We start from the raw sequence: 23,300 nt of genomic DNA, 5'->3' as shown, positions 1-23,300 counted from the left end.
ATCTCGCGCACCCGGGCGACGAAATCCTCGTCGCGGTACAGGATCGGGTGATCGCAGCCATGGGCGCGGGCGATCTCCGCCTTCTCGGGACTGCCCACCGTGCCGATCACCGTCGCCCCCAGATGCTTCGCCCATTGGCAGGCGATGGTGCCGACGCCGCCGGCCGCGGCATGAAACAAAATCACGTCGCCCTCTTTGACCCGGTAGACCTGGCGCAACAGCATCTGCACCGTCAGCCCCTGCAGCATCATCGCGGCGCCCTGGCGCGCGGTGATGCCATCGGGCAGTTTGACGGGGCGATCGGCGGGCATCATTCGGGCCTCGGCATAAGCGCCCGACGGGCGCGAGGCATAGGCCACGCGGTCACCGGGGGTGAGGTGGGAGACACCCTCGCCCACCGCCTCGATGGTGCCCGCCCCCTCCATGCCGAGGACGGCCGGGAAGCTGTCGAGCGCATAAAGCCCGGTGCGGTGATAGATGTCGATGAAGTTGACGCCGATGGCCTCTTGCGTCAGCCGCACCTCGCCCGGGCCAGGCGCGCCGATTTCGACATCCTCGTATCGAAGGACGTCGGGCCCGCCGTATTCGTGAATGCGAATTGCCTTGGTCATCGGACCCCCGCCGGCCGGCGCTCAGGCGAGGTGGGTCTTGAAAAACGCGGCCGTGCGCCCATCGGCCAGCTTGGCCGAGTCGGGCTCGTAGTGATCGCCCCCCTCGCGGGCGAAGGCGTGATCGGCGCCCGGATAGGTGTGGGTCGTGATCAGTGCGTTGGCGCCGGCCGCCTCGAGGATACTCTTCTGTGCATCCTTCGGGACGAACTGATCCTCCTCGGCGACATGCATCAGCAGGGGGCGCGAGATGTTTTTCATCTCGTCCAGAAGCCCCTCGATTCCGACGCCGTAATAACTGACATTGCAGTCTGCGTCGGAGCGTGTCGCCATCAGATAGGCGAGTCGCCCGCCGAGACAATAGCCGACGCTGCCCGCCTTGCCGGTGCACGCGTCGAGATCGCGCAGGGCCGTCAGGGTCGATTTCAGATCATCGATTCCCTTTTCCATATCGAACCCTTCCAGCAGGCCGAAGGCGCGCTGGAATTCCTCTTGCGTATTGCCGGTGAGTTGAACGCCCGGCTCCTGGCGCCAGAAAAGATCGGGGCACAGCACCACGTAGCCGGCGGCCGCGAAACCGTCGGCGATCTGGCGCATATTGGCATTGACGCCGAAGATTTCCTGAATGAGCAGAATGCCCGGCCCCTTTCCCGTCTCGGGGCTCGCCATATAGGCGGCAAAGCCGGCGCCATCCGAAGCTGTGATCTCGATCTCGGCCAAGGTTCAGTCCTTCCGTTTTGCTGCTGGGAAATTCACGCTGCTTGCCCGATGCCGCGCCCGCCCTGTTCGAGGGTCAGAAGCGCCGCCTTGGTTTTCAGGCCGCCGCGCCCGGAATAGCCCGTCAACGCGCCCGTGGCGGACAGCACGCGGTGGCAGGGAATCAGGATGGGGATAGGATTGGCGCCGCAGGCCGTGCCCACCGGCCGCGCCGCGCGGGCGCCGATCCGCCGGGCGATTTCTCCGTAGCTCACGGTCGCCCCGTAGGGGATCGCGGCGAGCGCCTGCCAGACTTGTTTTTGAAACGCCGTGCCGCGCGGCGCGAGGGGCAGATCGAAAGCCCGGCGCCGGCCCGCGAAATAGGATGCGATCTGGGCCCGCGCCTCGCGCAAAAGCGGGCTCGGCGTGCCGCCCGCGCCGGCGCGCGTCCACTCGAGACGGGTGATCGCGCCGGCCTCTTCGCTCAGCCTGAGGCGGCCGGCCGGGCTGTCGAATATCAGATCATTCATCGATCGTCCCCCCGCATTGGGCCAGGTCCCCTGTCCCGAATATCATTAGCACAGGGCGCCGCCGGCGCGCTGCCCTTTCCCTCTCGGCCTAACCCGTCGTTGGCCCGGCCGGACCCGGCCCCGAGAGCAGCGCCTCCAGGGCGGCCGGGGTTGTCACGGGTTCGGAACAGACCGGCCCCTCGCACAGATAGGCAGTGGCCGATCCGTCGCGCGCGCCCTTGCCGGTGGCCGGGTGGCCCGGCGGCAGCGGCGTGCCCTCGTCGAGCGCCAGGAGAACCCGGTTGGGACTGGGCGCCTGCCAGGCCGCGCGCGCCAGCGCGGCCGCGTCGGCATCGCTGCCCGGGGGCGCGACGATCACGATCTGAGCGGCGTTTTCGAGGAACTCGGCATTGTTGAGCAGCGTGCCGAGCGGGATGAAGTTTCGCGCGAGGTCACCCGTGAAGGCATGGATGATCGCTGTCGCCCGTTCGAATGCGTCATTGTCCCCGGTGAGGTAGAAAAGCCTGGCGAACACCCCGACCAGGATGCCGTTGCCCGACGGGACCGCCTGGTCGGCCGCGGATTTGGTCCGCACGATGAGGTTTTCGGTATCGTCGGCGGTGAAGAAATAGGCGCCGTCCGCCGGGTCGCGGAAATGCGCGTCGAGGATCGCGATCCAGTCCCGACACTGATCCAGATAGCGCGCCTCGCCGCTGGCCTCGAACAGCGCCAGCGCCGCGCGGCACATATTGGCGTAATCATCGAGCGTTGCCGGCTGGTTGAGCCGGCCGGCCCGCCAGGCATGGCGCAGGACCGTTTCGCGGCCCGATGCCGTCGTCATGGTTCCGGCGACGAAATCGAAAGCGCGGCGTGCGGCCGTCAGCCATTCGGGCATGTCGAACGCGCGTCCCGCAAGGACCAGGGCCGCGATCATCATGCCGTTCCAGTCCGCCAGCACCTTGTCGTCGAAACCGGGATGGATTCGTTTCTCGCGCGCTTCGAACAGGATGCGGCGGCATTTTTCGAGCACCGGATCGCCGATGGCGCCGCCGGGCTCGAGCCCGGCCGGACGGTTCAGGATCGTCTTGCCTTCCCAGTTGCCGCCGGGGCTCACGTCATAGGCTTCCTTGAAGCGGTCGGCATCCTTGCCCAACAGGCGGTCGATCTCTTCCTCGCCCCAGACATAGAACTTGCCTTCGACGCCTTCGCTGTCGGCATCGAGTGTGCTGGCGAAACCGCCCTCCTCGATCTGCATTTCGCGCAGGACCCAGACCACGGTCTCGCGCACCCGCGCCTCGTAAAGCGGCTTTCGCGCGCCCTGCCAGGCCTGGGTGAGAATCTCGATCATCTGGGCGTTGTCGTAGAGCATCTTCTCGAAATGGGGGACCAGCCAGCGGTTATCCGTGGCATACCGCGCGTAGCCGCCGCCGAGATGATCGTAAATGCCGCCCTCGCTCATCCGGTCGAGCGTCAGCAGCACCGCATCGCGTGCGGCCGTGTCCGAGCTCCGGCGCCAGGCGCGCCAGAGCAGCTCGAACAGGGGAACATGGGGAAATTTCGGCGCCCCGCCGATGCCGCCGTTCTGCCTGTCGACCTCGCTCGCGAGGCGGGCCGCGATCCGGTCGAGGTCTTCCGGCATCACGCCGTCCCCGGGAGCGCCGCGCGAAAGCTGCTCGAGAGCCTCGCCAAGGGCGGTGACGTTCTTTTCGACCTTGTCCGGGTTCTCGCGATAGATCTTGTGGATGTGCTTCAAGAGATCGGTGAAGGCGGGGCGACCGAACCGCGTCTCGTTAGGAAAATACGTGCCGCCCCAAAACGGTTTCGCGTCCGGCGTGAGGAACATGGTGAGCGGCCAGCCGCCCTGCTCGCCCAGGAGCGCCAGCGCATTTTGATAAATGGAATCGAGGTCGGGCCGTTCCTCGCGATCGACCTTGATATTGACGAAAAGCTCGTTCATGACCTCAGCCGTCGCGGCGTCCTCGAAGCTTTCATGGGCCATGACATGGCACCAGTGGCACGCGGCGTAACCGACGGACAGCATGATCGGCTTGTCGTCGCGTCGCGCCGTCGTCAGTGCCTCCTCTCCCCAGGGATACCAGTCCACCGGGTTGTCCTTGTGCTGGAGAAGATAAGGGCTGGTCTCGTTCTCGAGGCGGTTTCCCGTCATGTCGCTCGCAGGGTCGGGGTGGGGGTGTCGGGGCGCGTCTGGCCTGATCGGCCGTGTGATCGGGCCTCACTCATAACATAAAACCCCCTGCCTTGTGACCGCCCGGTGCACGGGGCTGGCGAAAGCGGGCCGGGCGCCGCTATCCTGCCGGGCTTGGAACGGGAGACATCGGATGAAAATCACGATCGATATCGATTGCACGCCCGAGGAGGCCCGGCGGTTTCTCGGCCTGCCGGACCTGGCCGCGGCGCAGGCGGATATTCTTGACGAGTTCAAGGCGCAGACGGCGCGGGCGCTCGAAGGCATGGACGGCGAGGCGCTGATGAAACTCTGGCTCTCGGGGGCCGGGCTCGGTGGCGGCAAGATGGACGAGACCCTCTCGGGGCTGGGCGATCTCCAGCGCGCGTTCTGGGAGGGGATGGCAAAGGCGGCCGGCGGGGCCGGCGGCGGGAAAAACTGACATGGCGGAACGCGACGGGCGGGACGGGAACGCGGGGGCGGCTGACGGTGAGACGGGCGCGCGCGACCCGGCGCCCTACTACCGGCGCCACGTTTTCTGCTGCGTCAACGAGCGCAAGCCGGGCGATGCCCGCGGCTGCTGCAGCTCCAGGGGCGGCGCGGATCTGCGGAAATACATGAAGGACCGCGCCTTCGCCCTCGGGCTCGACGGGGTGAGGATCAATCAGGCGGGTTGCCTGGATCGTTGTGAATTCGGCCCGGCCCTGGTGGTCTACCCGGAGGGGGTCTGGTACGCCCCGCGGACCGAGGCCGATATCGACGAGATTCTGGAAACCCACCTCCGGGATGGCGGCCGGGTTCACCGGCTGATGCTGGCCCCCGATGCGCCCTTCCCGTGAGCCGGCCTGACGCTCACCATGTCACGATCTATGCCCCGGCGACGCCGCCGGGCGCGGCGGCGGTGGCCGTGTTGCGGCTGTCGGGGCCGGAGTCGCGCGCCATTCTCAGCTCGTTGACGGGGCGAAATGATTTTGTCCCGCGCCGCGCCAGCCTCGTGACGATCCGTGATCCCGCCAGCGGCGAGACGCTGGACCGGGCCCTGGCGGTGCTCTTTCCCGGGCCGGAGAGCTATACGGGCGAGGATTCGGTGGAGCTTCACCTTCATGGCGGGCGGGCCGTGATGGCCGACGTGCTCGACTGCCTGGCCAGCCTGGCCAGCCTGGCCAGTCTGGCCAGCTTGGCCGGGGAAGGCCGCGCCCTGCGCCCGGCCGAACCCGGCGAGTTCACGCGCCGCGCCTTTCTCGCCGGCAAGATGGACCTGACCGAGGCCGAGGGGATCGCCGATCTGGTGGCGGCCGAGACTTCGGCCCAGCGGCGCCAGGCCCTCGGCCAGGCTGGCGGCGCGTTGGGCCGGCTCTACGAATCCTGGCGCTCGCGCCTGATCCGGATTCTGGCCCATGCGGAAGCGATGATCGACTTCCCGGAGGAGGATTTACCGGAAAGTATTACTGATGAGGCCATACCCAAGATACAGGAGGTTATGGCGGAAATAACACAACATCTTGCGGATGCGCGGCGCGGAGAGATTCTGCGCGACGGTGTTCACGTCGTCATTCTGGGCCCGCCGAATGCCGGCAAATCGACCCTGCTGAACAAGCTGGCGGCGCGTGAGGCGGCGATTGTCGCAGCGAGGGCGGGGACGACGCGCGACGTGATCGAGGTGCGCCTCGACGTCGCGGGCGTCCCGGTCATCCTGGCCGATACGGCGGGGCTGCGGGAAACCGGTGACGAGATCGAGAGCGAGGGGGTGCGCCGGGCGGTGGCGCGGGCGGCCGAGGCCGATCTCCGGCTCGTCGTGGTGGACGCGACCGAGCCCGGCGCCGGGGCGGCTGCGATCGAGCGCTGGGGCGGGGAGGATCCGATGGTCCTGGTGAACAAGATAGACCTCCTCGCCACGACCGCGCCGGTGCCCGAGACGCTGGGCGGGCATCGCTGCCTGGCCCTGTCGCTCGGCACCGGGGCGGGGCTCGGGCCCGCGCTCGCAGCGCTGGCGGGGCGGGTCCGGTCACTCGCCGGAGATGGCAGGGACACTGTCCTAACGAGGGCACGGCATCGTTCAGCCCTCGAGGAGGTCCGGCAGGGGTTGGCGCGCGCGGCCGATCGACTGGGTGCCGGGGGTGGCCTGGATTTGGCGGCGGAAGACCTCAGGTTAGCGGCGAGGTCGCTGGGCCGGATCACGGGCCGGGTCGATGTCGATGAGCTGCTCGATGTGGTTTTCGGGGAATTCTGCATCGGTAAATGAGATTTATAAAACGGCCGAAACGGACTTTTTTTATGGGTGGATTCAGCCGCCTGCACTGTTTCACGTGAAACAGCAGCCGGAATAGGACAGGCCGGGAAAGAATCGCGGCAAAACAGTCGGGCTGGATGGCGCGGCTTTCAGTGTCGGCCCGGGCGGGAGGCACGGATCGAAGGATCGGCCGGCTTTGACTCGGGGCCCCGGTCTCCATAGATTAGCGCGCCATGACCCCGAGCCCTGATATTTCCCGCCATCCGACTGCCGGTGTTTCCCCCGATCTCGCGGAGATCGTGCGGCGCCCGGGCGAGCTGGGCGGGCATGCCGGTTTCGACGTACTGGTGGTCGGCGGCGGGCATGCCGGCTGCGAGGCGGCCGCGGCGGCCGCGCGTGTCGGTGCCCGGACATTGCTGGTGACCCAGAGGGTCGCGACGATCGGGGAAATGTCCTGCAATCCGGCCATTGGCGGGTTGGCCAAGGGGCATCTGGTGCGGGAGATCGACGCGCTGGACGGGTTGATGGGCCGGGTCGCGGACCGCGCCGGGATCCAGTTTCGCCTTCTTAACCGGAGCAAGGGCCCGGCGGTGCGGGGCCCGCGCACTCAGGCCGACCGGAAACTCTATCGCCGCGCCATGCAGGAAAGCCTGGCGGCGGTGGCGGGGCTGACGGTTCTCGAGGATTCGGTCGAGGGTCTGGCCCTCGACGGCGCAGGCCGGGTCGCCGGGCTGATTTGCGCCGGCGCCGGTCTCGTGGCCGGCGGGTCGGTTGTCATCACCACCGGCACTTTCCTGCGCGGCGTTATTCATATCGGGTCGCGCCAGATCGCCGCCGGGCGCGTCGGCGAGATGCCGGCGGTGGGTCTGGCGGAAACTCTGGCGCGCGCCGGATTTCGGCTGGGGCGCCTCAAGACAGGGACTCCGCCCCGCCTCGACGGGCGAACGATCGACTGGTCGGGGCTGCAGGCCCAGCCGCCCGACCGCGAACCGGTGCCGTTCTCCTTCCTCACCCGGGAAATTACCACGCCGCAGATTTCCTGCCATGTGACCGCCACGACCGAGGCCGGGCACGCGCTGATCCGGGAAAATCTCGACCGGTCCCCGCTCTATTCCGGGCAGATCGCCGGGACCGGGCCGCGCTATTGCCCGTCCATCGAGGACAAGGTGGTGCGGTTCGCGGGCAAGACGGCGCACCAGGTTTTCCTCGAGCCCGAGGGGCTGGATGACGACACGGTCTACCCCAACGGGATCTCGACCTCATTGCCGGAAGACGTCCAGCGGGCCCTGGTGGCGAGCATCCCCGGGCTCGAGAATGCCCGGATTTTGCGCCCTGGCTATGCTATCGAGTATGATTTCGTGGACCCGCGCGAGCTTGGACCCAGCCTCGAAACCCGGCGCGTCCCGGGGCTTTTCCTCGCTGGCCAGATCAACGGCACGACCGGCTATGAGGAGGCGGCGGCCCAGGGCCTCATGGCGGGGCTCAACGCGGCCCGCCGGGCCGGCCGCGGCGCGCCCGTCACGCTCGACCGGGCGGACGCCTATATCGGGGTGCTGATCGACGACCTGATCACCCGGGGGACCAGCGAGCCCTACCGGATGTTTACCTCGCGGGCTGAATACCGGCTGACTCTCCGGGCCGACAATGCCGACCAGCGCCTGACGCCGAAAGGCCTGGAGATCGGCTGCATCGGCCGGGAACGGGAGGCGGCCTTCGGTGAAAAGGCAACTGCCCTCGCCGCCGCGCGGGAAATCCTGAGCGATTTGCAGGCGACGCCGAGCCAGCTCGCCAGGCAGGGATTCGCGGCGCCGCAGGACGGAGTCCGACGGACGGCTCTGGACTGGCTCGGTTTTCCCAATATCGCCTGGGCCGATCTCGTGACGCTCTGGCCGGGAATCGGGAGAATTTCGGCCGAAATCGCCGAGCAGTTCGAGATCGAGGCGGCCTATGCCGGCTATCTGCAGCGCCAGGCTAACGACATCGCGGCCTTCCGGCGCGACGAAGCCCTCGAATTGCCGGGCGATCTCGATTACGCGGGGATCGGCGGCCTGTCGGCCGAGGTGCGCCAGAAGCTGGAGACCGCCCGCCCGGCCACGCTGGGGGCGGCCGGGCGCATTTCCGGCGTTACCCCGGCGGCCCTGGTGGCCCTGTTGCGCCATGTGCGCCGCCGCGGGGGTGCCGCCGCGTCGTCCCCCGCGGCCTGAAGGCGGTGACATCCGGAGCCCCTCTGAGCCCGGCCGGATTTGCGTCGGCCACCTCTGTTTCACGTGAAACACTGGGGCGGTTCGAGACCTATCTCGACCTTCTGGGAAAATGGCAGGCGCGGGTCAAGCTGGTCGGACCGGCCGGCCTGACCGATCCCTGGCGCCGGCATTTTCTGGATTCGGCCCAACTCGTCCCCTATCTCCCGAAAACGGCGCGTTCGCTCGTGGATCTAGGATCGGGCGCCGGGTTTCCGGGTCTCGTCCTGGGCATTCTCGCGCTCGAAACCCCGGCCATACCCCCGGTCCATCTGGTCGAGTCCGATCACCGGAAGACCGCCTTTCTGGCCGCGGTGATCGGCGCCACCGGGGCGCGGGCCCGGCTCCATACCGCCCGGGCGGAGGCGCTTGGCGCCGCGCCCGGGGCTCTTGCCACCCAGATTCCAGGGCCCCGGATTGTCACCGCCCGCGCCCTCGCCCACCTCAACAAATTGTTGCCGCTGGCCGCTCCTTTTCTAGATGCTGGGGGTGTGGGGCTGTTTTTGAAGGGAGAAAAGGCAGAAGATGAATTGACCGCGGTCCGGAAAGATTGGATCATGAGCGCGAAATCCCACCCGAGTCGCACGGATTCGGCGGGAAAGCTGCTCGAAATTCGGGGGTTGCGTCGTGTCGATCGCTGAAGCCGCGAATCATTCCGATAACGAAACGAATAATCGCGAACACCGACCGGCTGCGGGCACGCCACGCCGGCCCCGGGTGATCGCCATTGCCAACCAGAAGGGCGGTGTCGGCAAAACCACCACGGCCATCAACCTGGCCACGGCCCTTGCCGCGATCGGCCAGGACGTGCTGCTCGTCGATCTCGACCCCCAGGGCAATGCCAGTACCGGCCTGGGGTTGAGCCCCGAATCCCGGATCCAGACCAGTTACGATGTGCTGCTGGGGGCGGAAGGCGTGGCGCCGGCGACGCTGGCGGCCGCAATCGTCGCCAGCTCCGTCCCCCATCTCGATCTCCTGCCCGCCTCGGTCGACCTGGCGGGGGCCGAGCTGGAACTGATCGACGTCGCCCGCCGGGAGTACCGTCTCCTGGATGCCATCCGCGAAACGCCGCTGCATTACGATTACGTGCTGATCGACTGCCCCCCTGCCCTCGGGCTCCTCACCCTCAACGCGCTGGTCGCGGCCGATGCCATCCTGGTTCCGCTGCAATGCGAGTTCTACGCGCTCGAAGGTCTCGGCCATCTGGTCAAGACCATCGACCGGGTTCGCAATGCCCTCAACCCGCGTCTCGAAATCCAGGGCATCGTCCTCACCATGTACGATAAGCGCAACCGGCTGAGCGACCTGGTCGCGGCCGATGTCCGCGACTATTTCGGCGACAAGGTCTACCAGACGATGATCCCGCGCAATGTCCGGGTGTCAGAAGCGCCGAGCCATGGCAAGCCGGTCCTGCTTTATGATTTTCGCTGCTCCGGCGCCCAGGCCTACATCAAGCTGGCGCGCGAGGTCCTGCATCGGGAAGGAGCGATGGCGTGAGCGAGACGAGCGGCGGAAAACGCAACCAGCTTGGCCGCGGTCTCTCGGCCCTGCTCGGCAACGAGTCGAATGACTACGCCGAGCTCGATCGCGTCCGTGCCGGCAAGAACGTGCCGATCGAGTTTCTGCGCCCGGGGCGGTTTCAGCCACGCCACCGGTTTGACGCGGGCGAGATAAACGCACTCGCCGCCTCGATCACGAAGAACGGTATCCTGCAACCGATCCTCGTCCGCCGCCTGCCGGAAGAACCCAACGCGTTCGAGATCATCGCCGGCGAGCGGCGCTGGCGCGCGGCGCAGCAGGCCAAGCTCTATGAAGTACCGGTCGTCATCCGGGATTTCTCCGACAAGGAAGCGCTTGAAGTCGCGCTGGTGGAAAATCTCCAGCGCCAGGACCTGTCGCCCATCGAAGAGGGCGCGGGCTATCGGCGACTGTTGGAGGAGTTCGGCTATACCCAGACCGATCTCGCCGATTCCCTCGGCAAGAGCCGCAGTCATGTGGCGAACACCATCCGGCTTCTCGATCTGCCGGACGCGGTCCGCATGCTGGTCGATGAGGGCAAGCTGTCGGCCGGGCACGCACGGGCGCTGCTCGCCGCGCGCGAGCCGGTCAGGCTGGCCGAACAGGTCGTGCGCGAAGGGATGAGCGTGCGCCAGGTGGAACGCCTGGTGCAGAAGGAAAAGAGTGCCGCCAACGGCGGCGCGGGTAAACGCACGACCCGCGCGCCCGCGACAAAGGACGCGGATACGCTGGCGCTCGAGCGCGACCTGTCCGCCCTTCTCGGGCTCAAGGTCTCGATCGCCTTCGATGGCAAGGGCGGGACCCTGACAATCCAGTACAAAACGGTCGATCAGCTCGACGACGTGCTCAAGCGGCTCAACGCCAGATGATCGCGCGCGATGGCCGCGGCCGCGCCTAGGCGCGCGGGCGGCGCGGCGCGTGCTGCCGCGCGAGAAGGGCGATATCCACCAACGCCCGATGGCAGACAAGCTCCTCCGGCATCCCCGTCGTTTTGCAGAGACTTTCCGCTGCCGTCAGATCCGCCAGTGCGCCCGCCAGACGCTCGGCCTCCCAGCGCGCGAGAGACCGGCGAAAGACAGTCTCGACCTTGAAGAACACCCGCGGCCTCAAGGCCGCCATCGCCTCGTGCTCGCTCATTCCGCGTTCGATTCTGAGCCGCGTCTGGTGCAACCGGCGCAGATGGCGGAGCGTGGCGCGCAGCAGGCCGACCGCCCCCACCCCCTCCGCGATCGCCCGGGTGAAGCCCCGGTCGAGCCCGGCAAAGTCGCCTAGTCCGGCAGCCAGCGCCACGTCCTCCATCGACATCATTGCGCTGTCACCGATGCAGCCGATGACGTCATCCAGTGTCAGCGTGCCACCCGGTCCCGCAAAAAGTCTCAGCTTTTCAATCTCGCGGCGGGTCTGCAAACGGTCGCCGCCGAGATGGGTGGCGAGAAAATCCATCGCCTCGGACTCGAGTGTGATGCCGTCCTCGCCCAGCATGGTGCGGGCCAGCGCGCGCACCGCTTTCTCGTCATCCACATAGCAAGCGAGCGCCGCTCCGTTGCTCGCCCCCTCGAACAGCTTGCGCAGGGCCGAGCGCGCCGGCAAATCGCCCGCTTCCACCACCACCAGATAATCGCCGGGCGGCGGATCATCGAGCAGGTCCCCGATCGCCTTTAGCCCGGCCCGGTCGCCCGCCTGGCGCACCCGCACCGCGCGCCGGCCACCCGTGAACGAGATCGCCGCCGCCTCGTCCCGCAGCCGGGTCGGCTCATCCGCCAGATCGGCCGCCGGGAATTCCGTCACCTGGAACGGGTCGTTCACGCTCCCGGCCGTGCCGATGACGAGTTTCTCCGCCCGCTCCTGCACCAGCCCCTGATCCGGGCCGTAGACGAGCACCGCCCGCAGAGCCTCGGGGGGTGTGCTGACAAATCTTTCGGCCTCGCGGGGGGGAACCTTCATCGCCGGCCTATGAACGGGTCCGGCTGCGGGAGAGGAAAATCGCGACCCGGGTCGCGATATCGTCCGCCAGAAGGCGGAGCGCTTTTGTGCGCGCGTCCTGTTCCGCCAGCAGCGTGGCGAATTGCTGGTCCAGAATGTCGTAGCTGTTAACCGCCTGGACCTCGCCCGAGAGCGCGATAGCGCTGGTTTCCAGATTGTGCAGGCGGTAATTCGCGGTCACCGTCAGCTTGGCGCGGCTGGCGGTTTCGTCGCGCCGGATGCCGAGGCCCTGCTGTCGCTCGCGCAGCTGAATCGACAGTTGGTATGCCGGCAGTTTCTCCCGCCCCGTCGGGTTGAAGCGGGTGAGCAGGAAATTTTGCAGCTGCTGGCCCGCGCGGTCCGGAATGTTGCCGATACGCACCGCCGCCAGCGTCTCTTCGCCGGTTGCGCCGTAATTGCCGTAAAGCGGGCGCAGCCCGCACCCGGCCAGCAGGCAGCAGAGGCCCAGCATGGCCGCGCGCCCGGCGATCCGGCGCGTCGCCCCCCGGCCGGGGGATGAGAAAGGAGAAATCGTCTCAGGCCACCACATTGACGATCCGGTTTGTTACCACGATCACCCGTTTCGGCGACCGTCCCGAAAGATCGCTCACCACCGTCTCCAGCGCCAGCGCCTTTTCGCGCGCCACCTCCTCGGCCGCATCGACCGGCAATTCCAGGGTGCCGCGCTTCTTGCCGTTGACTTGCACCGCGACAGTCACGACGTCGTCCTGCATGAGGTCCGGATCGGCGACGGGCCAGGGCGCGTCCGCGACCAGTGTCTCATGTCCCAGGCAATGCCAGAGCTCTTCCGCGATATGTGGCGTGATCGGCGCGATCAGACGCACCAGCGCCTCGAATCCGTGCCGGCGCACCCAGGCGCCGTCGGGGGCGTCCGTTTCCGGCAGGTCCGATAACGCGTTCGCCAGCTCGCGGATGCGCGCCACGCCGGCGTTGAAATGAAAGGATTCGATGGCTTCGGTAACCGCGCGGATGGTCTTGTGGGTCAGCCTGAGCGCCGCGTCGGATTTGGGGCCGATCGTGTTCGGCCGCGCCGCGCCGACCGGCGCCAGCGCGCCGCCGCGTTCCTCCGACAAGGCCACGAGCCGCCACAACCGGTTGAGAAACCGCCAGGCGCCCTCGACCCCGGCATCGCTCCATTCCAGATCGCGCTCGGGCGGGCTGTCGGACATCAGGCAGAGCCGCGCCGTGTCGGCGCCGTAGCTGTCAACGACGGATTCGAGCCCGACGACATTGCGCCTGGACTTGCTCATTTTCTCGAGGCGTCCCACGCTGACGGGCCGGCCGTCGCGGGTTTTGAAAACGCCCTCGCCCTCGCGCACCACCTCTTCAGGGTAAAGCCAGTTGCCGTCGGGGTCGCGATAGGTTTCGTGACATACCATGCCCTGGGTGTGCAGCCCGGCAAAAGGCTCACGTGTCGTCAGATATCCCAGATCAGCGAGTGCCCGGGTGAAGAAGCGCGCATAGAGAAGATGCAGCACAGCGTGTTCTATGCCGCCGATATACTGATCCACCGGCATCCAGTAATCGGCCGCCGCGCGGTCGATGCCTCCGTCCGCGGCGGGTGAGCAGAACCGCGCGAAATACCATGACGATTCGAAAAATGTGTCGAACGTGTCAGTCTCACGCACCGCCGGTTTTCCGGTATGCGGGCAGGTCGTGTATTTCCAGCTCGGGTGGTTCTCGAGCGGGTTGCCCGGCCTGGAGAGATCGATGTCTTCCGGCAGTTTCACCGGCAGCTGGTCCTCGGGCACCGGCACCACGGTGCCGTCCTCGAGATACATGACCGGAATCGGACAGCCCCAATAACGCTGGCGCGAGACGCCCCAGTCGCGCAGCCGGTATTGCACCGCGCGCCGGCCCTTGCCGCGCTCCTCCATCCGGCGCGCCACCTCCGCCTTCGCGTCCTTGACCGAGAGCCCGTCGAGAAACTCCGAATTCGCCAGAACGCCGTCCCCGGTATAGGCGGTATCGGTGATCTCGGTGGTTGCGCCGTCCTTCGCGTCGGGCACGACCACGGGCCTGACAGGCAGATCGTATTTGCGTGCGAAATCCAGATCGCGCTGGTCATGGGCGGGGACACCGAAAATCGCGCCCGCGCCATATTCCATGAGAACGAAATTCGCGACATATACAGGCAGACGGTCCTGGCCGAACGGATGGCGCGCGTAAAGCCCGGTGGCGAAGCCCCGTTTCTCGGCCGTCTCCAGCGCCGCCTCGCTCGTGCCGATCTTCTGGCATTCGGCGATGAAGGCCTGCATTTTTTCGTTGTCCTGGGCGAGAGTGACCGCGAGCGGGTGATCCGGCGCAATGGCGCAAAAGGAGGCGCCGAAGATCGTATCGGGGCGAGTGGTAAAGACCTCGAGCTCGTCTTCGCGCGCGTTCCCGCCGGAATCCTCAAGCCCGAACCAAAGATGCAGCCCCTCGGAGCGGCCGATCCAGTTCTGCTGCATCAGCCGCACGCGTTCGGGCCAGCGCTCCAGCTCTTTCAGCCCGGCCAAAAGGTCATCCGCGTAGTCGGTAATCTTGAGAAACCATTGCGACAGTTTCTTGCGCTCCACCAGCGCACCGGAGCGCCAGCCCCGGCCATCGACGACCTGCTCATTGGCGAGCACGGTCTGATCGACGGGATCCCAATTGACGTAGGACTCCTTGCGGTAAGCGAGCCCCTTCTCGAGGAACTCGAGAAACATTTTCTGCTCGTGCCTGAAGTAATCCGGATGGCAAGTGGCGATTTCGCGATCCCAGTCATAGGCAAGGCCCATGCGTTTGAGCTGGTCACGCATGACCCGGATATTGTCGTAGGTCCATTCGGACGGCAGGACGTTGTTCTGGATGGCGGCGTTTTCCGCCGGCATGCCGAACGCGTCCCAGCCCATCGGATGCAACACGTTGTAGCCGGACGCTTTCTTGTAACGCGCCACCACGTCGCCCAGGGTGTAGTTGCGCACATGGCCAACGTGCAGTCGCCCCGAAGGGTAGGGAAACATTTCAAGCACGTAATATTTCTTCGCGCTCGGGTCTTCAGTGACGCGAAACGCGCCTGTCTCTTCCCAGATCCGCTGCCAGCGCATCTCGGTTTCCACCGGATTGTACCGGTCCGCAGTCTCTCGGGATGACGCCATGATGATCTAGAACAGGCTGTAGGTCGTGTCCTGCGCGGCAATTTGCTGCGCACGGTCCATGATCGTTCCGGCCAGGGCGGCGGCCGTTTCTTCGCCGGGCGGTGCGTCGATCCACGCATTCTGGGGATTGCGCCACTGGCGCAGGACCGAGACGCGCAGGTTGCTCCGTGTCAGATCGGAGCCGAGCACGAAAACCCGCACCCGGAACCGTTCATCCGGCGCCTCGGGCGGCGCGTACCAGTCGCTCACGATCAGCCCGTCGTCCTCGTCGCGCACGGTGCGCACGAAAGACAGCGTATCGATGCTCGCCATCCACAACTCATCATTGACGCCGCGCCCGTCGAAACCGAAAAGCCCGGAAAGGGAACCCGCATCCATGTCGAGGCCGTTCTGGCAGCCGCCGAGAAAGACGCTGGCCAGCACGGCGGCGAAGAGGCCGTCGCGAACCCGGTGCCGGGCGGCGGCAGTGCCGGAACGGTGGGCGAGTTGTAGCACGAGGATTCTCCTGACGACGAGACGAGCGAGGCAGGCGGGACGCGGCGCCCGATCCTTACCCCCCGGCAGGGACGCGGCCGCCCAGGGGCTTTTTTTCGGCCTCTTTGGCCCCCCGGTCAAGAGAGGGGGCGAAGGCCGAAACGCCGGCGATCCCCGCGGCCCCCGCGGCGCGGACGCGGGCGACGCGGCCGGGGCCCAATCCGCCGAGGGCGTAGACCGCCATTCCCTGCCGGCGCGCGGCCCGGCAGAGAGCGGCGAATCGTACCGCACCAAGGGGCCGGCGGCCCGGATGGGAGGCGGTGGCGAAGACCGGGGAAACCAGCACCAGGCGGACGCCGGCGCGCTTGGCCCGGAAAAGCTCCGGCAGCCCATGGACGGCAGCGCTCAGGCGGCGGCCGGGCCGGCGCCGGGCGCGGACGGGGTGGCGTTTGAGCCAGGGGGCGCTCAGATGCCAGGCGCCGCGGCGCGCCAAAGCGGGCCGGAGCCCGTCTTGGGGCCGGCAGGCCCGGGCGAGAAAGATGCCGTGCTGGCGACAGGCCCGGGCGAGCCGGCGCGCGAGGGCGGCCCGATCGGGCGCACCATAATGGCGAAAGATGACGAGGCTTCCGGGTGGCAAAGCGGCGGGCAGGCGAAGGGGGTCGCCACCGCGCGCATCATCGGTCAGCGCGATCACTGACGGAGACGCCGCGCCCCGGGGCAAAGGGCGGGGCCATCGCGGTGCGGCTCCTGTTGCGCGGATGGTCATGGGGGCCTCTTTCTTTTGCGCGGGACTGTTGCACGGGCGCCGAAAAACGGCAAAGAAAGACGGATGCCAACGCCTTTCCGGAACCGGCCATGACCAGCCAAGAAACCCTCGAAGCCGCCGCCATCGCCGAGCGCCTCTCGGGGCTGCGCGGGCTGATCGGCGAGGCCGCCGCCGGGGCCGGCCGGCGGGGGGAGGACGTGACCCTGATCGCGATATCGAAGAAACAGCCGGCCCATCGCATCGAGGCGGCGCTCGCGGCCGGGCAGCGGGTCTTCGGCGAAAATCGCGTGCAGGAAGCGGCCGCGCGCTGGCCGGAACTGCGCGCGCGATATGACGCTGTTTCGCTGCATCTCGTGGGGCCGCTGCAAACCAACAAGGTGTCCCAGGCGGTCGAGTTGTTTCAGGCGATCCATACCCTCGATCGGGACCGGCTCGCCCGGGCGCTCGCCCGCGAACGCGACCGGCGGCCGGGCCGGTCATTTCCGGATCTTTTCATTCAGGTGAATACGGGCGAAGAGCCGCAGAAATCGGGCGTGGCGCCGGCCGATTTGCCGGCCCTGCATGCGCTGGCCGCGGGCGAACTGGGCCTGCCGGTGATCGGGCTCATGTGCCTGCCGCCAGTGGACGAGCCGCCGGCCGTGCACTTCGCCTTTCTGGCGAAACTCGCGGGAGAGTTGGGCCTGCCGGGCCTCAGCATGGGGATGAGCGACGATGTCGGGATCGCGGTGCGCCTCGGCGCAACCCATGTCCGCGTCGGCACCGGCATTTTCGGCCCGCGCCCGGATCAGCCCTAGTCAGTCGCCAATGTGTCGGGCACCACAAGATGGGTCTCGCGCGTGGCGGTTCGCAGGACCCGCCGCAGATCCCTTTCGCCCAGCGCGACGCATCCCTGCGTCGGGCGGAAATCGTCATGGGCGAGGTGGAGAAAGATCGCGCTGCCCCGGCCGGGGCGCGGCGGGTCGTCGTTGAACCCGACCACGACAATCACGTCGTAGAGATGATCCGGGCGCCACAGTTTCTCGCACCGCGCCTCGTAAGGCAGCGCCACCATCGAATTGTAGGCCGGATCGCGGGGGTCGTCGCACCAGCCAAGCCCCTCGCGCAGCGGGGCCGCGGGCAACCGGGTTTCAAGATCGGCGATCCGGTCGGGCCGGTACAGCACGCGGCGCAGCGGGAAGCGGCCGGCCGGCGTCGCCTGGTCGCCCTCCACCTTGCGCCGCCGCACCCCGGCTGGCCCGATGGCGCAGGGCAGGGTTTCGCCTTCCCAGGCCAGGGTTCGGGGCGAGGTCAGCAGCAGATGCATGTGCCTCTTATATGGGGGCCGTCCTAAAGCTGCAATTCAAGTCGCGTGGCGGCCGTTCCCCCGCCCGCCGCGGCCCGCGCCGCTTCGGCCGCGCGCGCTGTCTCGCGCATCATCTGCTGATACTTGTCGAGCGCCGTCATCATCCGATCCGCGACCGCTTGCGCCGGGACTGCCGCCAAGTCGTTCGGCATCGTTAAGTCGGTGCCGGCCAGCGGCTCGTCGCCAGGCGCATCGGAGACCCGGGCCGCCACGGACACGTTGTCCGCTGGCGCCGGTGCGGCATCGGGCTTCTCGGCCAGGGTTTCGGGCGCCGCTGGCGAAGCCCGAAAGAGCGCGATAACATGGCCGCCCAGATCGTCGCCGCTGATCCAGTCGAGGACCGCATTGGCGGCCGCGCTGGCGGCGCCGATTGGCCCGCCGAACAGCGCGCCGCCCAGAATACGGGGCACGGCGCTGATGGGATCGTCGACATATTCGCGGTAAAAATTGCTGACGACCGGGATGTGCTGCATCGGATTGACGACATCCAGGAGGTGGTCGAAGAACCCCTCCTCTTCCGCCTGCGGTGTCGCGCCGGCCGCATCCGGCAGCGCCGCGGCAAGGGCCGGGGCCGGGCGGGCCGAGTTCGCGAAGGCGTCGAGAAGATGGTCGAACGCATGGGGCGGGCCGTCCGACGCGCTCGCCCGGGCATGGACCTTCAGATGGTTCAGGGCATTCGCCGGCAGGGTGGCCGGCGTCTCGGCAAGCGGCATGGGGCGTTGGCTCCGGGGCTGATCCACAGGCGGCGCCGCAAGGACGATGCCAGTATGGGGACGGATCCCGGACTTTCTTTTCCAGCGAACTCATGGACTTAGGGGCCGGGCGGCCGCATCCGACCGGGGCCGGGGCGGGGGGCGGCAGGAATTGCCGGGGGGCGGCCAAAAAACGCCCGGTCGATTCTGCCGGCTAAAGCAGGTGGCCGCCCTTGTCGGCCTTGGTGAAGAGGTAGCGCTCGTTATGCGGGTTCGAGGGAAAGACATGGGCCACACGCTCGGTGACCTCGACGCCGTGCGCCTCGAGGTGGCGCATCTTGTCGGGATTGTTTGTCATCAGCCGGACCTGGTCGACACGCAACTGCTTCAGCATTTCGGCTGCGACGATGTAGACCCGCTCATCCGCCTCGTAGCCGACGCGCTCATTGGCATCGAAGGTATCGAGCCCCTCGTCCTGAAGCCGGTAGGCGTGCAGCTTGTTGACGAGGCCGATGCCCCGCCCTTCCTGGGCGAGATACAGCACTATCCCGGCGCCGTTGGTCGCGATCTCCTTGATCGCACCGCGCAGTTGCGGGCCGCAATCGCAGCGCAGGCTGCCCAGCAGATCGCCCGTCAGGCATTCGGAATGCAGGCGGACGAGCACCGGGCGGGAGGTGTCCACCTGGCCGATCACGATCGCCAGGTGCTCCGTGCCCCCATCATCGGGGCGAAAGGCGATGACCCGTGTATCGGCGGCATCCTCGAGCGGGATATGCGCCTCTCCCACCGCGCGGAGATGACGGGCCACCTCTTCCTCGTAGCGGAAGGCATCCGCCGCCTCGACCACCATCAGATCAAGGCCGTCGATTTTTTCCGGGAAGGTGGTGCCGTCCTCAAGCGGCTGCAGCGGCGCGATGACCGCGGCCGGCAGAAGGCGCGCCAGCTTGGTCAGGGCCAGCGCCGCATGTTCGGCGCCTCCCTCCTCGGCTGCCCGGACGTCGCCCCCGGTTTCAAAGTCTCCCGGGACTGTCGCCAGCGGATCGGCGAGAAGCCGGACCACCCCGGCCCCCGTCCCGCGCGCCAGCGGCAGGACGTAGGCGGCGGCGGCGGCGGCAGGGATCGGCGATTCGGCTTTTTCCGGCCCCAGCCCGAGCGCGGCCGCGCGGGGCGGCGTGATCGCCGCGCGCGGGGGATTGCCGGAAAGAACCCTGAGACGGCCCAGGGTTTCGTCGCTGACGGTTTCACCCGCCAGCATGAGATAGGCCTCCCGGCCCCGGCGCAGTCCGACGAAACCGCCCCGGCGCAGGTCGGCGAGCGCCCGGTCCACGGGGATCAGGCGCGAGGGGTCGTCGGTCCGGCCGTAATGAAGCTGGGGCAAGGTCATGATGCGTCGCGCGATTTTCCGCCGCCGCCGCGTTCAGGCGCCGGTCGACCCGGCCCTGGCCAAGTATCGGCGGGGCAATTGTGGTTCTGATACGGCGAAACTGGTGGCCCGGATCGCGGCCGGCATCAGAACGAAAATTCGAAACCAGTGAGCAGGGCCCAATCGTCGAACGGCAGCAGGGGTGCCGCCTCCGTCGCCTGGTCTTTTTCACTGACCGAAAAGGCGGCGCGCAGGTTCATCTTCTCGCCGACGGCATAGCGCCCGGCAAGCTTGACGCTGTCCTCGGTATCGGTGCGATCGATGAAGAGCGAATTGGTGCCAAGCCCGCGCGAGCCCGACAGGCTGACCAGCCCCTGGCCGAATTCATAGGACAGGCCAACGCCGAAGGACCGGCCGAGACTGGTTCCCGCCAGCCGGCCTTCGCCGCCCTGCTGGCTGAGCTGGTGGGAGAGCCCCGCGCCCAGCGCGAAGGCGCCGTAGCGAATATGGCCGTCCACATCGATACCGTCGGTGAGGCCGAGGTAATGGCTGAAGCGGTTCTCGAGGCGCGAGTAGCCCGCGCCTATGCCGACCTCGAATCCGTCGAACACGGTCCCGGAAAGACCGAAGCCGGTCCGATGACCGGTCTGGACCGTGGGGACGCTGAACCGGAACCCGTCATCGGGCGCCTCGGCATCGGCGCCCGAAATGCTGAGCCGCATGCCGCCGCCGGCGGTCCCGAAGCGCGGCGTGAAGAAGGCCGGGCGCGTGTCGGCGTCGAACTGGCTGAGCGCCATCGCGCCCAGACCCAGCCCCGGCGCGCCCGGGCGGGCCAGGTTCTGATCGACGAACCGGAGCGAAAGCGTGTCCTCGGGAGCACCTGCACGCGGCGCGACGGTGACCGTCTCGCCAGCGGCGAGGGCCGGCATGGCAAAGGAGGCGAGCACCAGGACGAGGGCCGGCGCGAGCGCGCGGCGCAGCCGGTGCCGCGCCGTCCGCGCCACCTGCCGATCGCCGGCGGCGATGACCTGTGCCTCCGATCCGCGTGTGCCTCTGTTCATTCTCGTCTCCTGCCCGGGACCGCCCCGCTCGGGGGCGCACCCCGAGGGATCGTTAAGGACTGTCCGGCACCCTTCAGACTACCATGGCCGAACCCGCCTGCCAGAGTCGATTCAATCCCCTTCGATGGCGCATAACGCGCTTATCCGGCGCGGCGTGTCTTTCGGAACACGGTTTTCTTAACCGTGACGGTTTCGGCGAAGATAAGCGGGCGGCGGCCGATCCCGGGCGCGGGCGCCCTGTTTCCGCCCGATTCCGGGCCAAGACTGCGGCTGTGGCGCCGGAGCGGCGACCGGCCCTCCCGGCCCGGCCCGGGCGCCGGTCTGGCGCTAGTTTGGCGGTCGGTCTGGTGGTCGGTCTGGTGGTCGGTCTGGCGCAAGACCTCCCGGCTCGTTTTGTGCTATGTGAGCGGCGTCCGGCGCGCCGCACGGCGGCCGGCCCGGGACTCAAGAGAAGAGGAAGATATGCCTGCTACACGGCTCCTTCTTGTCGATGATGACGAAACCCTGCGCCAGTCGCTGGCCGAGCAGCTTGATCTGTACGAGGACTTCGAAACGGTCCAGGCGGCCGACGGCGCGGCGGCGCTCGAACAGATAAAGTCGGGCCATTTCGACGCCGTGTTCCTGGACGTGGGCCTGCCGGATATGGACGGGCGCGAGGTGTGCCGGCTCATGCGCCGGGCCGGGCTCAAGTCGCCTATCATCATGCTGACCGGCGCGGCCACGGATTCCGACGCCATTCTCGGCCTCGATTCCGGGGCCAATGACTACATCACCAAGCCGTTTCGCATCGGTGTGCTGCTGGCCCGCCTCCGCGCCCAGCTCCGCCAGCATCAGCAGAGCGAGGACGCGGTCTTCACCATTGGCCCCTTCACCTTTCGTCCGGCGGGCAAGGTGCTCGAGGACGGCAACGGCGGCGGTAAGGTGCGGCTGACCGAAAAGGAGACCCAGATCCTTAAATACCTGTATCGCGCCGACGGCAAGGTGGTGGCCCGCGACCAGCTTCTCAATGAGGTCTGGGGCTATAATGCCGGGGTCACGACCCACACGCTGGAGACCCATGTCTACCGGCTGCGCCAGAAGATCGAGCGCGACCCGGCCAACGCCACCCTTCTGGTGACCGAGCCCGGCGGCTATCGGCTGGCGCCCTGATCCGCCTCGCCCGGCCGGACGGCAGCGCTAATTGTTTCGGAATCGAAATGATCTGGCGGCGCGGCAAGCAGGGCTAGACCCGCGGCAGATCGAGGGTCACCGTGACGGGGACGTGATCCGAGGGTTTCTGCCAGTCCCTGGCCTCCCGCAGGATCTCCGCCCCCGCCAGTGCCGGAGCCAGTTCCGGGCTCACCCAGATATGGTCGAGCCGCCGCCCGCGGTCCGATTTCGCCCAGTCCCGGTTGCGATAGCTCCACCAGGTGAAAACCTGTTCCGGTTCCGGAATGAAATGGCGCACCGCATCCACCCAGTCGTAAGCGGCCTGGCATCGGGTCAGGTGCTCGACCTCGACCGGGGTATGGGACACGACGGAGAGAAGCTGCTTGTGGGACCAGACATCGGCCTCGAGGGGCGCGATGTTCAGGTCCCCGACCAGAATACGCCCGCCCGCCCCCGGCGTGACGGCGGCGCCCACCGCCTTGGCTCCCTTGGCCCCCTTGGCCGCCTTGGGGGACCGCGCGGGCACCGCGGCGCGGGCCTCGTCTTTCAGCCAGGCCTCGAGTTCGTTGAGAAATTGAAGCTTGTGGGCGAATTTTTCGTTTGCTTCGGGATCGGGCAGATCGCCCCCGGCCGGTACGTAGAGGTTGTGAAGCTCGACCCCGCCCGGCAGGGTGGCGAAAACATGGCGGGCATCGCGCCGGCCGCACCAGTCGCGACGCCCCGCGGGCCCGAGGGGCAGTTTGGAGAGGATCGCGACGCCGTTATAGCCCTTCATCCCGTATATGGCCTGATAGGGGTAACCGAGCGCTTCCACCGCCCCATGGGGAAATAATTCGTCCATCACCTTGGTTTCCTGCAGGCAGATGACGTCCGGCGCCTGGATCTCGGCCAGTTGGCGCAGCAGGTCCAGGCGCAGCCGGACAGAATTGATGTTCCAAGTGGTCAGGCGAATCGACATGGCGAAGTCAGAATCGCACGCGCGCGCCCGGCATGCAATCGCCCTGCGCCGCGCCCCACGACCGGCCGACTGGCGGCCATCCGGATTTCACTACCTCGGGGCACTACCTGCCGCGTCACTCTCTCGAAACAGCGGGATTCAAAGAGTTTCCGGCCTGTTCCAGGGGTTCCGAAGGTCAGACTAAAAAAGTATGACCGCACTACCTGGCGGGGCCGTTCGGGGAAAGTAGAGGACCCCTGGTCAGGGGGCTGACCAGGGGTCCAGTCTCCGGCCGGAGATCGAAATGCGCGGGGTAACGCATTCCGGGGAGAGGTCGTGGCGTCTAGGGGGGAAGGCGCCGATCCTGGACCTCTCCTTTCGTACAATTTAGAAACTATCAAAGGTGTCTTCAAGAGGCTTCGGCA

General features: G+C 67.4%; 23 protein-coding genes. 9 read left to right on the top strand and 14 right to left on the bottom strand.

What is annotated here, in order from left to right; all coding sequences use genetic code 11:
* From RLQ26_06070 to RLQ26_06055, 4 genes are all read right to left on the bottom strand, one after another.
* Positions 1–611 (bottom strand): quinone oxidoreductase (locus RLQ26_06070; protein ID MEQ9088290.1); only part of this gene is annotated, 611 nt, incomplete at its 3' end.
* A 21-nt stretch (positions 612–632) separates the two neighbouring features.
* On the bottom strand, positions 633–1,328 hold the full coding sequence (locus RLQ26_06065) for a dienelactone hydrolase family protein (GenBank protein MEQ9088289.1): 696 nt from the start codon (positions 1,326–1,328) through the stop codon (positions 633–635).
* A 32-nt stretch (positions 1,329–1,360) separates the two neighbouring features.
* Complete coding sequence (locus tag RLQ26_06060) at positions 1,361–1,834, bottom strand: methylated-DNA--[protein]-cysteine S-methyltransferase (protein MEQ9088288.1); 474 nt, start codon at positions 1,832–1,834, stop codon at positions 1,361–1,363.
* An 88-nt stretch (positions 1,835–1,922) separates the two neighbouring features.
* The gene (locus RLQ26_06055) at positions 1,923–3,980 is read right to left on the bottom strand and encodes a thioredoxin domain-containing protein (protein ID MEQ9088287.1); all 2,058 of its coding nucleotides are present in this window, start codon (positions 3,978–3,980) and stop codon (positions 1,923–1,925) included.
* Positions 3,981–4,152: 172 nt separating this feature from the next.
* On the opposite strand from RLQ26_06055, the gene RLQ26_06050 reads away from it, so the two are divergent.
* The 7 genes from RLQ26_06050 (at position 4,153) to RLQ26_06020 (ending at position 10,855) form a co-directional block, all read left to right on the top strand.
* Positions 4,153–4,440 carry a DUF6489 family protein gene (locus RLQ26_06050; protein ID MEQ9088286.1) on the top strand — a complete coding sequence of 96 codons (288 nt, stop codon included), beginning with the start codon at positions 4,153–4,155 and terminating at the stop codon, positions 4,438–4,440.
* Between the two features lies 1 nt (position 4,441).
* The gene (locus RLQ26_06045; GenBank protein MEQ9088285.1) at positions 4,442–4,837 is read left to right on the top strand and encodes a (2Fe-2S) ferredoxin domain-containing protein; all 396 of its coding nucleotides are present in this window, start codon (positions 4,442–4,444) and stop codon (positions 4,835–4,837) included.
* Positions 4,834–6,240 (top strand): tRNA uridine-5-carboxymethylaminomethyl(34) synthesis GTPase MnmE, encoded by a 1,407-nt coding sequence (mnmE, locus tag RLQ26_06040; protein ID MEQ9088284.1) that lies wholly within the window; start codon positions 4,834–4,836, stop codon positions 6,238–6,240. The genes RLQ26_06045 and mnmE overlap by 4 nt, the downstream gene beginning before the upstream one ends.
* 221 nt (positions 6,241–6,461) lie before the next feature.
* Complete coding sequence (gene mnmG / locus RLQ26_06035) at positions 6,462–8,432, top strand: tRNA uridine-5-carboxymethylaminomethyl(34) synthesis enzyme MnmG (GenBank protein MEQ9088283.1); 1,971 nt, start codon at positions 6,462–6,464, stop codon at positions 8,430–8,432.
* Between the two features lie 23 nt (positions 8,433–8,455).
* Positions 8,456–9,109 (top strand): 16S rRNA (guanine(527)-N(7))-methyltransferase RsmG, encoded by a 654-nt coding sequence (locus tag RLQ26_06030; GenBank protein ID MEQ9088282.1) that lies wholly within the window; start codon positions 8,456–8,458, stop codon positions 9,107–9,109.
* Positions 9,110–9,185: 76 nt separating this feature from the next.
* The gene (locus RLQ26_06025) at positions 9,186–9,965 is read left to right on the top strand and encodes a ParA family protein (protein ID MEQ9088281.1); all 780 of its coding nucleotides are present in this window, start codon (positions 9,186–9,188) and stop codon (positions 9,963–9,965) included.
* Complete coding sequence (locus tag RLQ26_06020; GenBank protein ID MEQ9088280.1) at positions 9,962–10,855, top strand: ParB/RepB/Spo0J family partition protein; 894 nt, start codon at positions 9,962–9,964, stop codon at positions 10,853–10,855. The genes RLQ26_06025 and RLQ26_06020 overlap by 4 nt, the downstream gene beginning before the upstream one ends.
* A gap of 25 nt (positions 10,856–10,880) precedes the next feature.
* Here the strand turns inward: RLQ26_06020 and holA are convergent, their stop codons facing one another.
* From holA to RLQ26_05995, 5 genes are read right to left on the bottom strand one after another with little or no spacing between them, the layout of a single operon-like run.
* The gene (holA, locus tag RLQ26_06015; protein MEQ9088279.1) at positions 10,881–11,930 is read right to left on the bottom strand and encodes a DNA polymerase III subunit delta; all 1,050 of its coding nucleotides are present in this window, start codon (positions 11,928–11,930) and stop codon (positions 10,881–10,883) included.
* 7 nt (positions 11,931–11,937) lie between these two features.
* Positions 11,938–12,498, bottom strand: a complete 561-nt coding sequence (gene lptE / locus RLQ26_06010; protein MEQ9088278.1) for an LPS assembly lipoprotein LptE — start codon at positions 12,496–12,498, stop codon at positions 11,938–11,940.
* On the bottom strand, positions 12,485–15,091 hold the full coding sequence (gene leuS, locus RLQ26_06005; GenBank protein MEQ9088277.1) for a leucine--tRNA ligase: 2,607 nt from the start codon (positions 15,089–15,091) through the stop codon (positions 12,485–12,487). Before leuS ends, lptE begins: the two co-directional genes overlap by 14 nt.
* 6 nt (positions 15,092–15,097) lie before the next feature.
* Positions 15,098–15,586: a DUF3576 domain-containing protein gene (locus RLQ26_06000; GenBank protein MEQ9088276.1), complete on the bottom strand. Its 489-nt coding sequence runs from the start codon at positions 15,584–15,586 to the stop codon at positions 15,098–15,100.
* 55 nt (positions 15,587–15,641) lie between these two features.
* Complete coding sequence (locus RLQ26_05995; protein MEQ9088275.1) at positions 15,642–16,259, bottom strand: thiamine phosphate synthase; 618 nt, start codon at positions 16,257–16,259, stop codon at positions 15,642–15,644.
* 161 nt (positions 16,260–16,420) lie between these two features.
* On the opposite strand from RLQ26_05995, the gene RLQ26_05990 reads away from it, so the two are divergent.
* Positions 16,421–17,125 (top strand): YggS family pyridoxal phosphate-dependent enzyme, encoded by a 705-nt coding sequence (locus tag RLQ26_05990; GenBank protein MEQ9088274.1) that lies wholly within the window; start codon positions 16,421–16,423, stop codon positions 17,123–17,125.
* On the opposite strand, the gene RLQ26_05985 is transcribed toward RLQ26_05990, so the two are convergent.
* The 4 genes from RLQ26_05985 to RLQ26_05970 all read right to left on the bottom strand — a co-directional run bounded on the left by RLQ26_05985 (position 17,122) and on the right by RLQ26_05970 (position 20,789).
* Positions 17,122–17,634: a L,D-transpeptidase family protein gene (locus RLQ26_05985; protein MEQ9088273.1), complete on the bottom strand. Its 513-nt coding sequence runs from the start codon at positions 17,632–17,634 to the stop codon at positions 17,122–17,124. The two genes, RLQ26_05990 and RLQ26_05985, sit on opposite strands and share 4 nt — an antisense overlap.
* A gap of 23 nt (positions 17,635–17,657) precedes the next feature.
* Positions 17,658–18,386, bottom strand: coding sequence for a hypothetical protein (locus tag RLQ26_05980; protein MEQ9088272.1), 729 nt, complete (start codon positions 18,384–18,386; stop codon positions 17,658–17,660).
* 193 nt (positions 18,387–18,579) lie between these two features.
* The gene (gene ribA / locus RLQ26_05975) at positions 18,580–19,749 is read right to left on the bottom strand and encodes a GTP cyclohydrolase II (protein MEQ9088271.1); all 1,170 of its coding nucleotides are present in this window, start codon (positions 19,747–19,749) and stop codon (positions 18,580–18,582) included.
* 125 nt (positions 19,750–19,874) lie between these two features.
* A complete protein-coding gene (locus RLQ26_05970; protein ID MEQ9088270.1) occupies positions 19,875–20,789 on the bottom strand; it encodes a hypothetical protein in 915 nt (304 codons plus the stop codon).
* A gap of 462 nt (positions 20,790–21,251) precedes the next feature.
* Here RLQ26_05970 and RLQ26_05965 point away from each other — a divergent pair, with 462 nt between their 5' ends.
* Positions 21,252–21,938, top strand: a complete 687-nt coding sequence (locus RLQ26_05965) for a response regulator transcription factor (GenBank protein ID MEQ9088269.1) — start codon at positions 21,252–21,254, stop codon at positions 21,936–21,938.
* 73 nt (positions 21,939–22,011) lie between these two features.
* Here the strand turns inward: RLQ26_05965 and RLQ26_05960 are convergent, their stop codons facing one another.
* A complete protein-coding gene (locus RLQ26_05960) occupies positions 22,012–22,896 on the bottom strand; it encodes an endonuclease/exonuclease/phosphatase family protein (GenBank protein MEQ9088268.1) in 885 nt (294 codons plus the stop codon).
* Between the last annotated feature and the right edge of the window lie 404 nt (positions 22,897–23,300).

This window comes from Alphaproteobacteria bacterium, assembly GCA_040220875.1.
Lineage (GTDB): Bacteria > Pseudomonadota > Alphaproteobacteria > JAVJVX01 > JAVJVX01 > JAVJVX01.
This window is presented reverse-complemented; position numbering and strand designations above follow the sequence as displayed.

What these genes read in the sequence shown, in the direction of transcription:
- RLQ26_06060 (MEQ9088288.1), bottom strand. Translation starts at nt 1,834, where the DNA reads ATGAATGATCTGATATTCGACAGCCCGGCCGGCCGCCTCAGGCTGAGC.
- RLQ26_06055 (MEQ9088287.1), bottom strand. Translation starts at nt 3,980, where the DNA reads ATGACGGGAAACCGCCTCGAGAACGAGACCAGCCCTTATCTTCTCCAG.
- RLQ26_06050 (MEQ9088286.1), top strand. Translation starts at nt 4,153, where the DNA reads ATGAAAATCACGATCGATATCGATTGCACGCCCGAGGAGGCCCGGCGG.
- RLQ26_06045 (MEQ9088285.1), top strand. Translation starts at nt 4,442, where the DNA reads ATGGCGGAACGCGACGGGCGGGACGGGAACGCGGGGGCGGCTGACGGT.
- mnmG (MEQ9088283.1), top strand. Translation starts at nt 6,462, where the DNA reads ATGACCCCGAGCCCTGATATTTCCCGCCATCCGACTGCCGGTGTTTCC.
- holA (MEQ9088279.1), bottom strand. Translation starts at nt 11,930, where the DNA reads ATGAAGGTTCCCCCCCGCGAGGCCGAAAGATTTGTCAGCACACCCCCC.
- lptE (MEQ9088278.1), bottom strand. Translation starts at nt 12,498, where the DNA reads ATGTGGTGGCCTGAGACGATTTCTCCTTTCTCATCCCCCGGCCGGGGG.
- leuS (MEQ9088277.1), bottom strand. Translation starts at nt 15,091, where the DNA reads ATGGCGTCATCCCGAGAGACTGCGGACCGGTACAATCCGGTGGAAACC.
- RLQ26_05990 (MEQ9088274.1), top strand. Translation starts at nt 16,421, where the DNA reads ATGACCAGCCAAGAAACCCTCGAAGCCGCCGCCATCGCCGAGCGCCTC.
- RLQ26_05985 (MEQ9088273.1), bottom strand. Translation starts at nt 17,634, where the DNA reads ATGCATCTGCTGCTGACCTCGCCCCGAACCCTGGCCTGGGAAGGCGAA.
- RLQ26_05980 (MEQ9088272.1), bottom strand. Translation starts at nt 18,386, where the DNA reads ATGCCGCTTGCCGAGACGCCGGCCACCCTGCCGGCGAATGCCCTGAAC.
- ribA (MEQ9088271.1), bottom strand. Translation starts at nt 19,749, where the DNA reads ATGACCTTGCCCCAGCTTCATTACGGCCGGACCGACGACCCCTCGCGC.
- RLQ26_05970 (MEQ9088270.1), bottom strand. Translation starts at nt 20,789, where the DNA reads ATGAACAGAGGCACACGCGGATCGGAGGCACAGGTCATCGCCGCCGGC.
- RLQ26_05965 (MEQ9088269.1), top strand. Translation starts at nt 21,252, where the DNA reads ATGCCTGCTACACGGCTCCTTCTTGTCGATGATGACGAAACCCTGCGC.
- RLQ26_05960 (MEQ9088268.1), bottom strand. Translation starts at nt 22,896, where the DNA reads ATGTCGATTCGCCTGACCACTTGGAACATCAATTCTGTCCGGCTGCGC.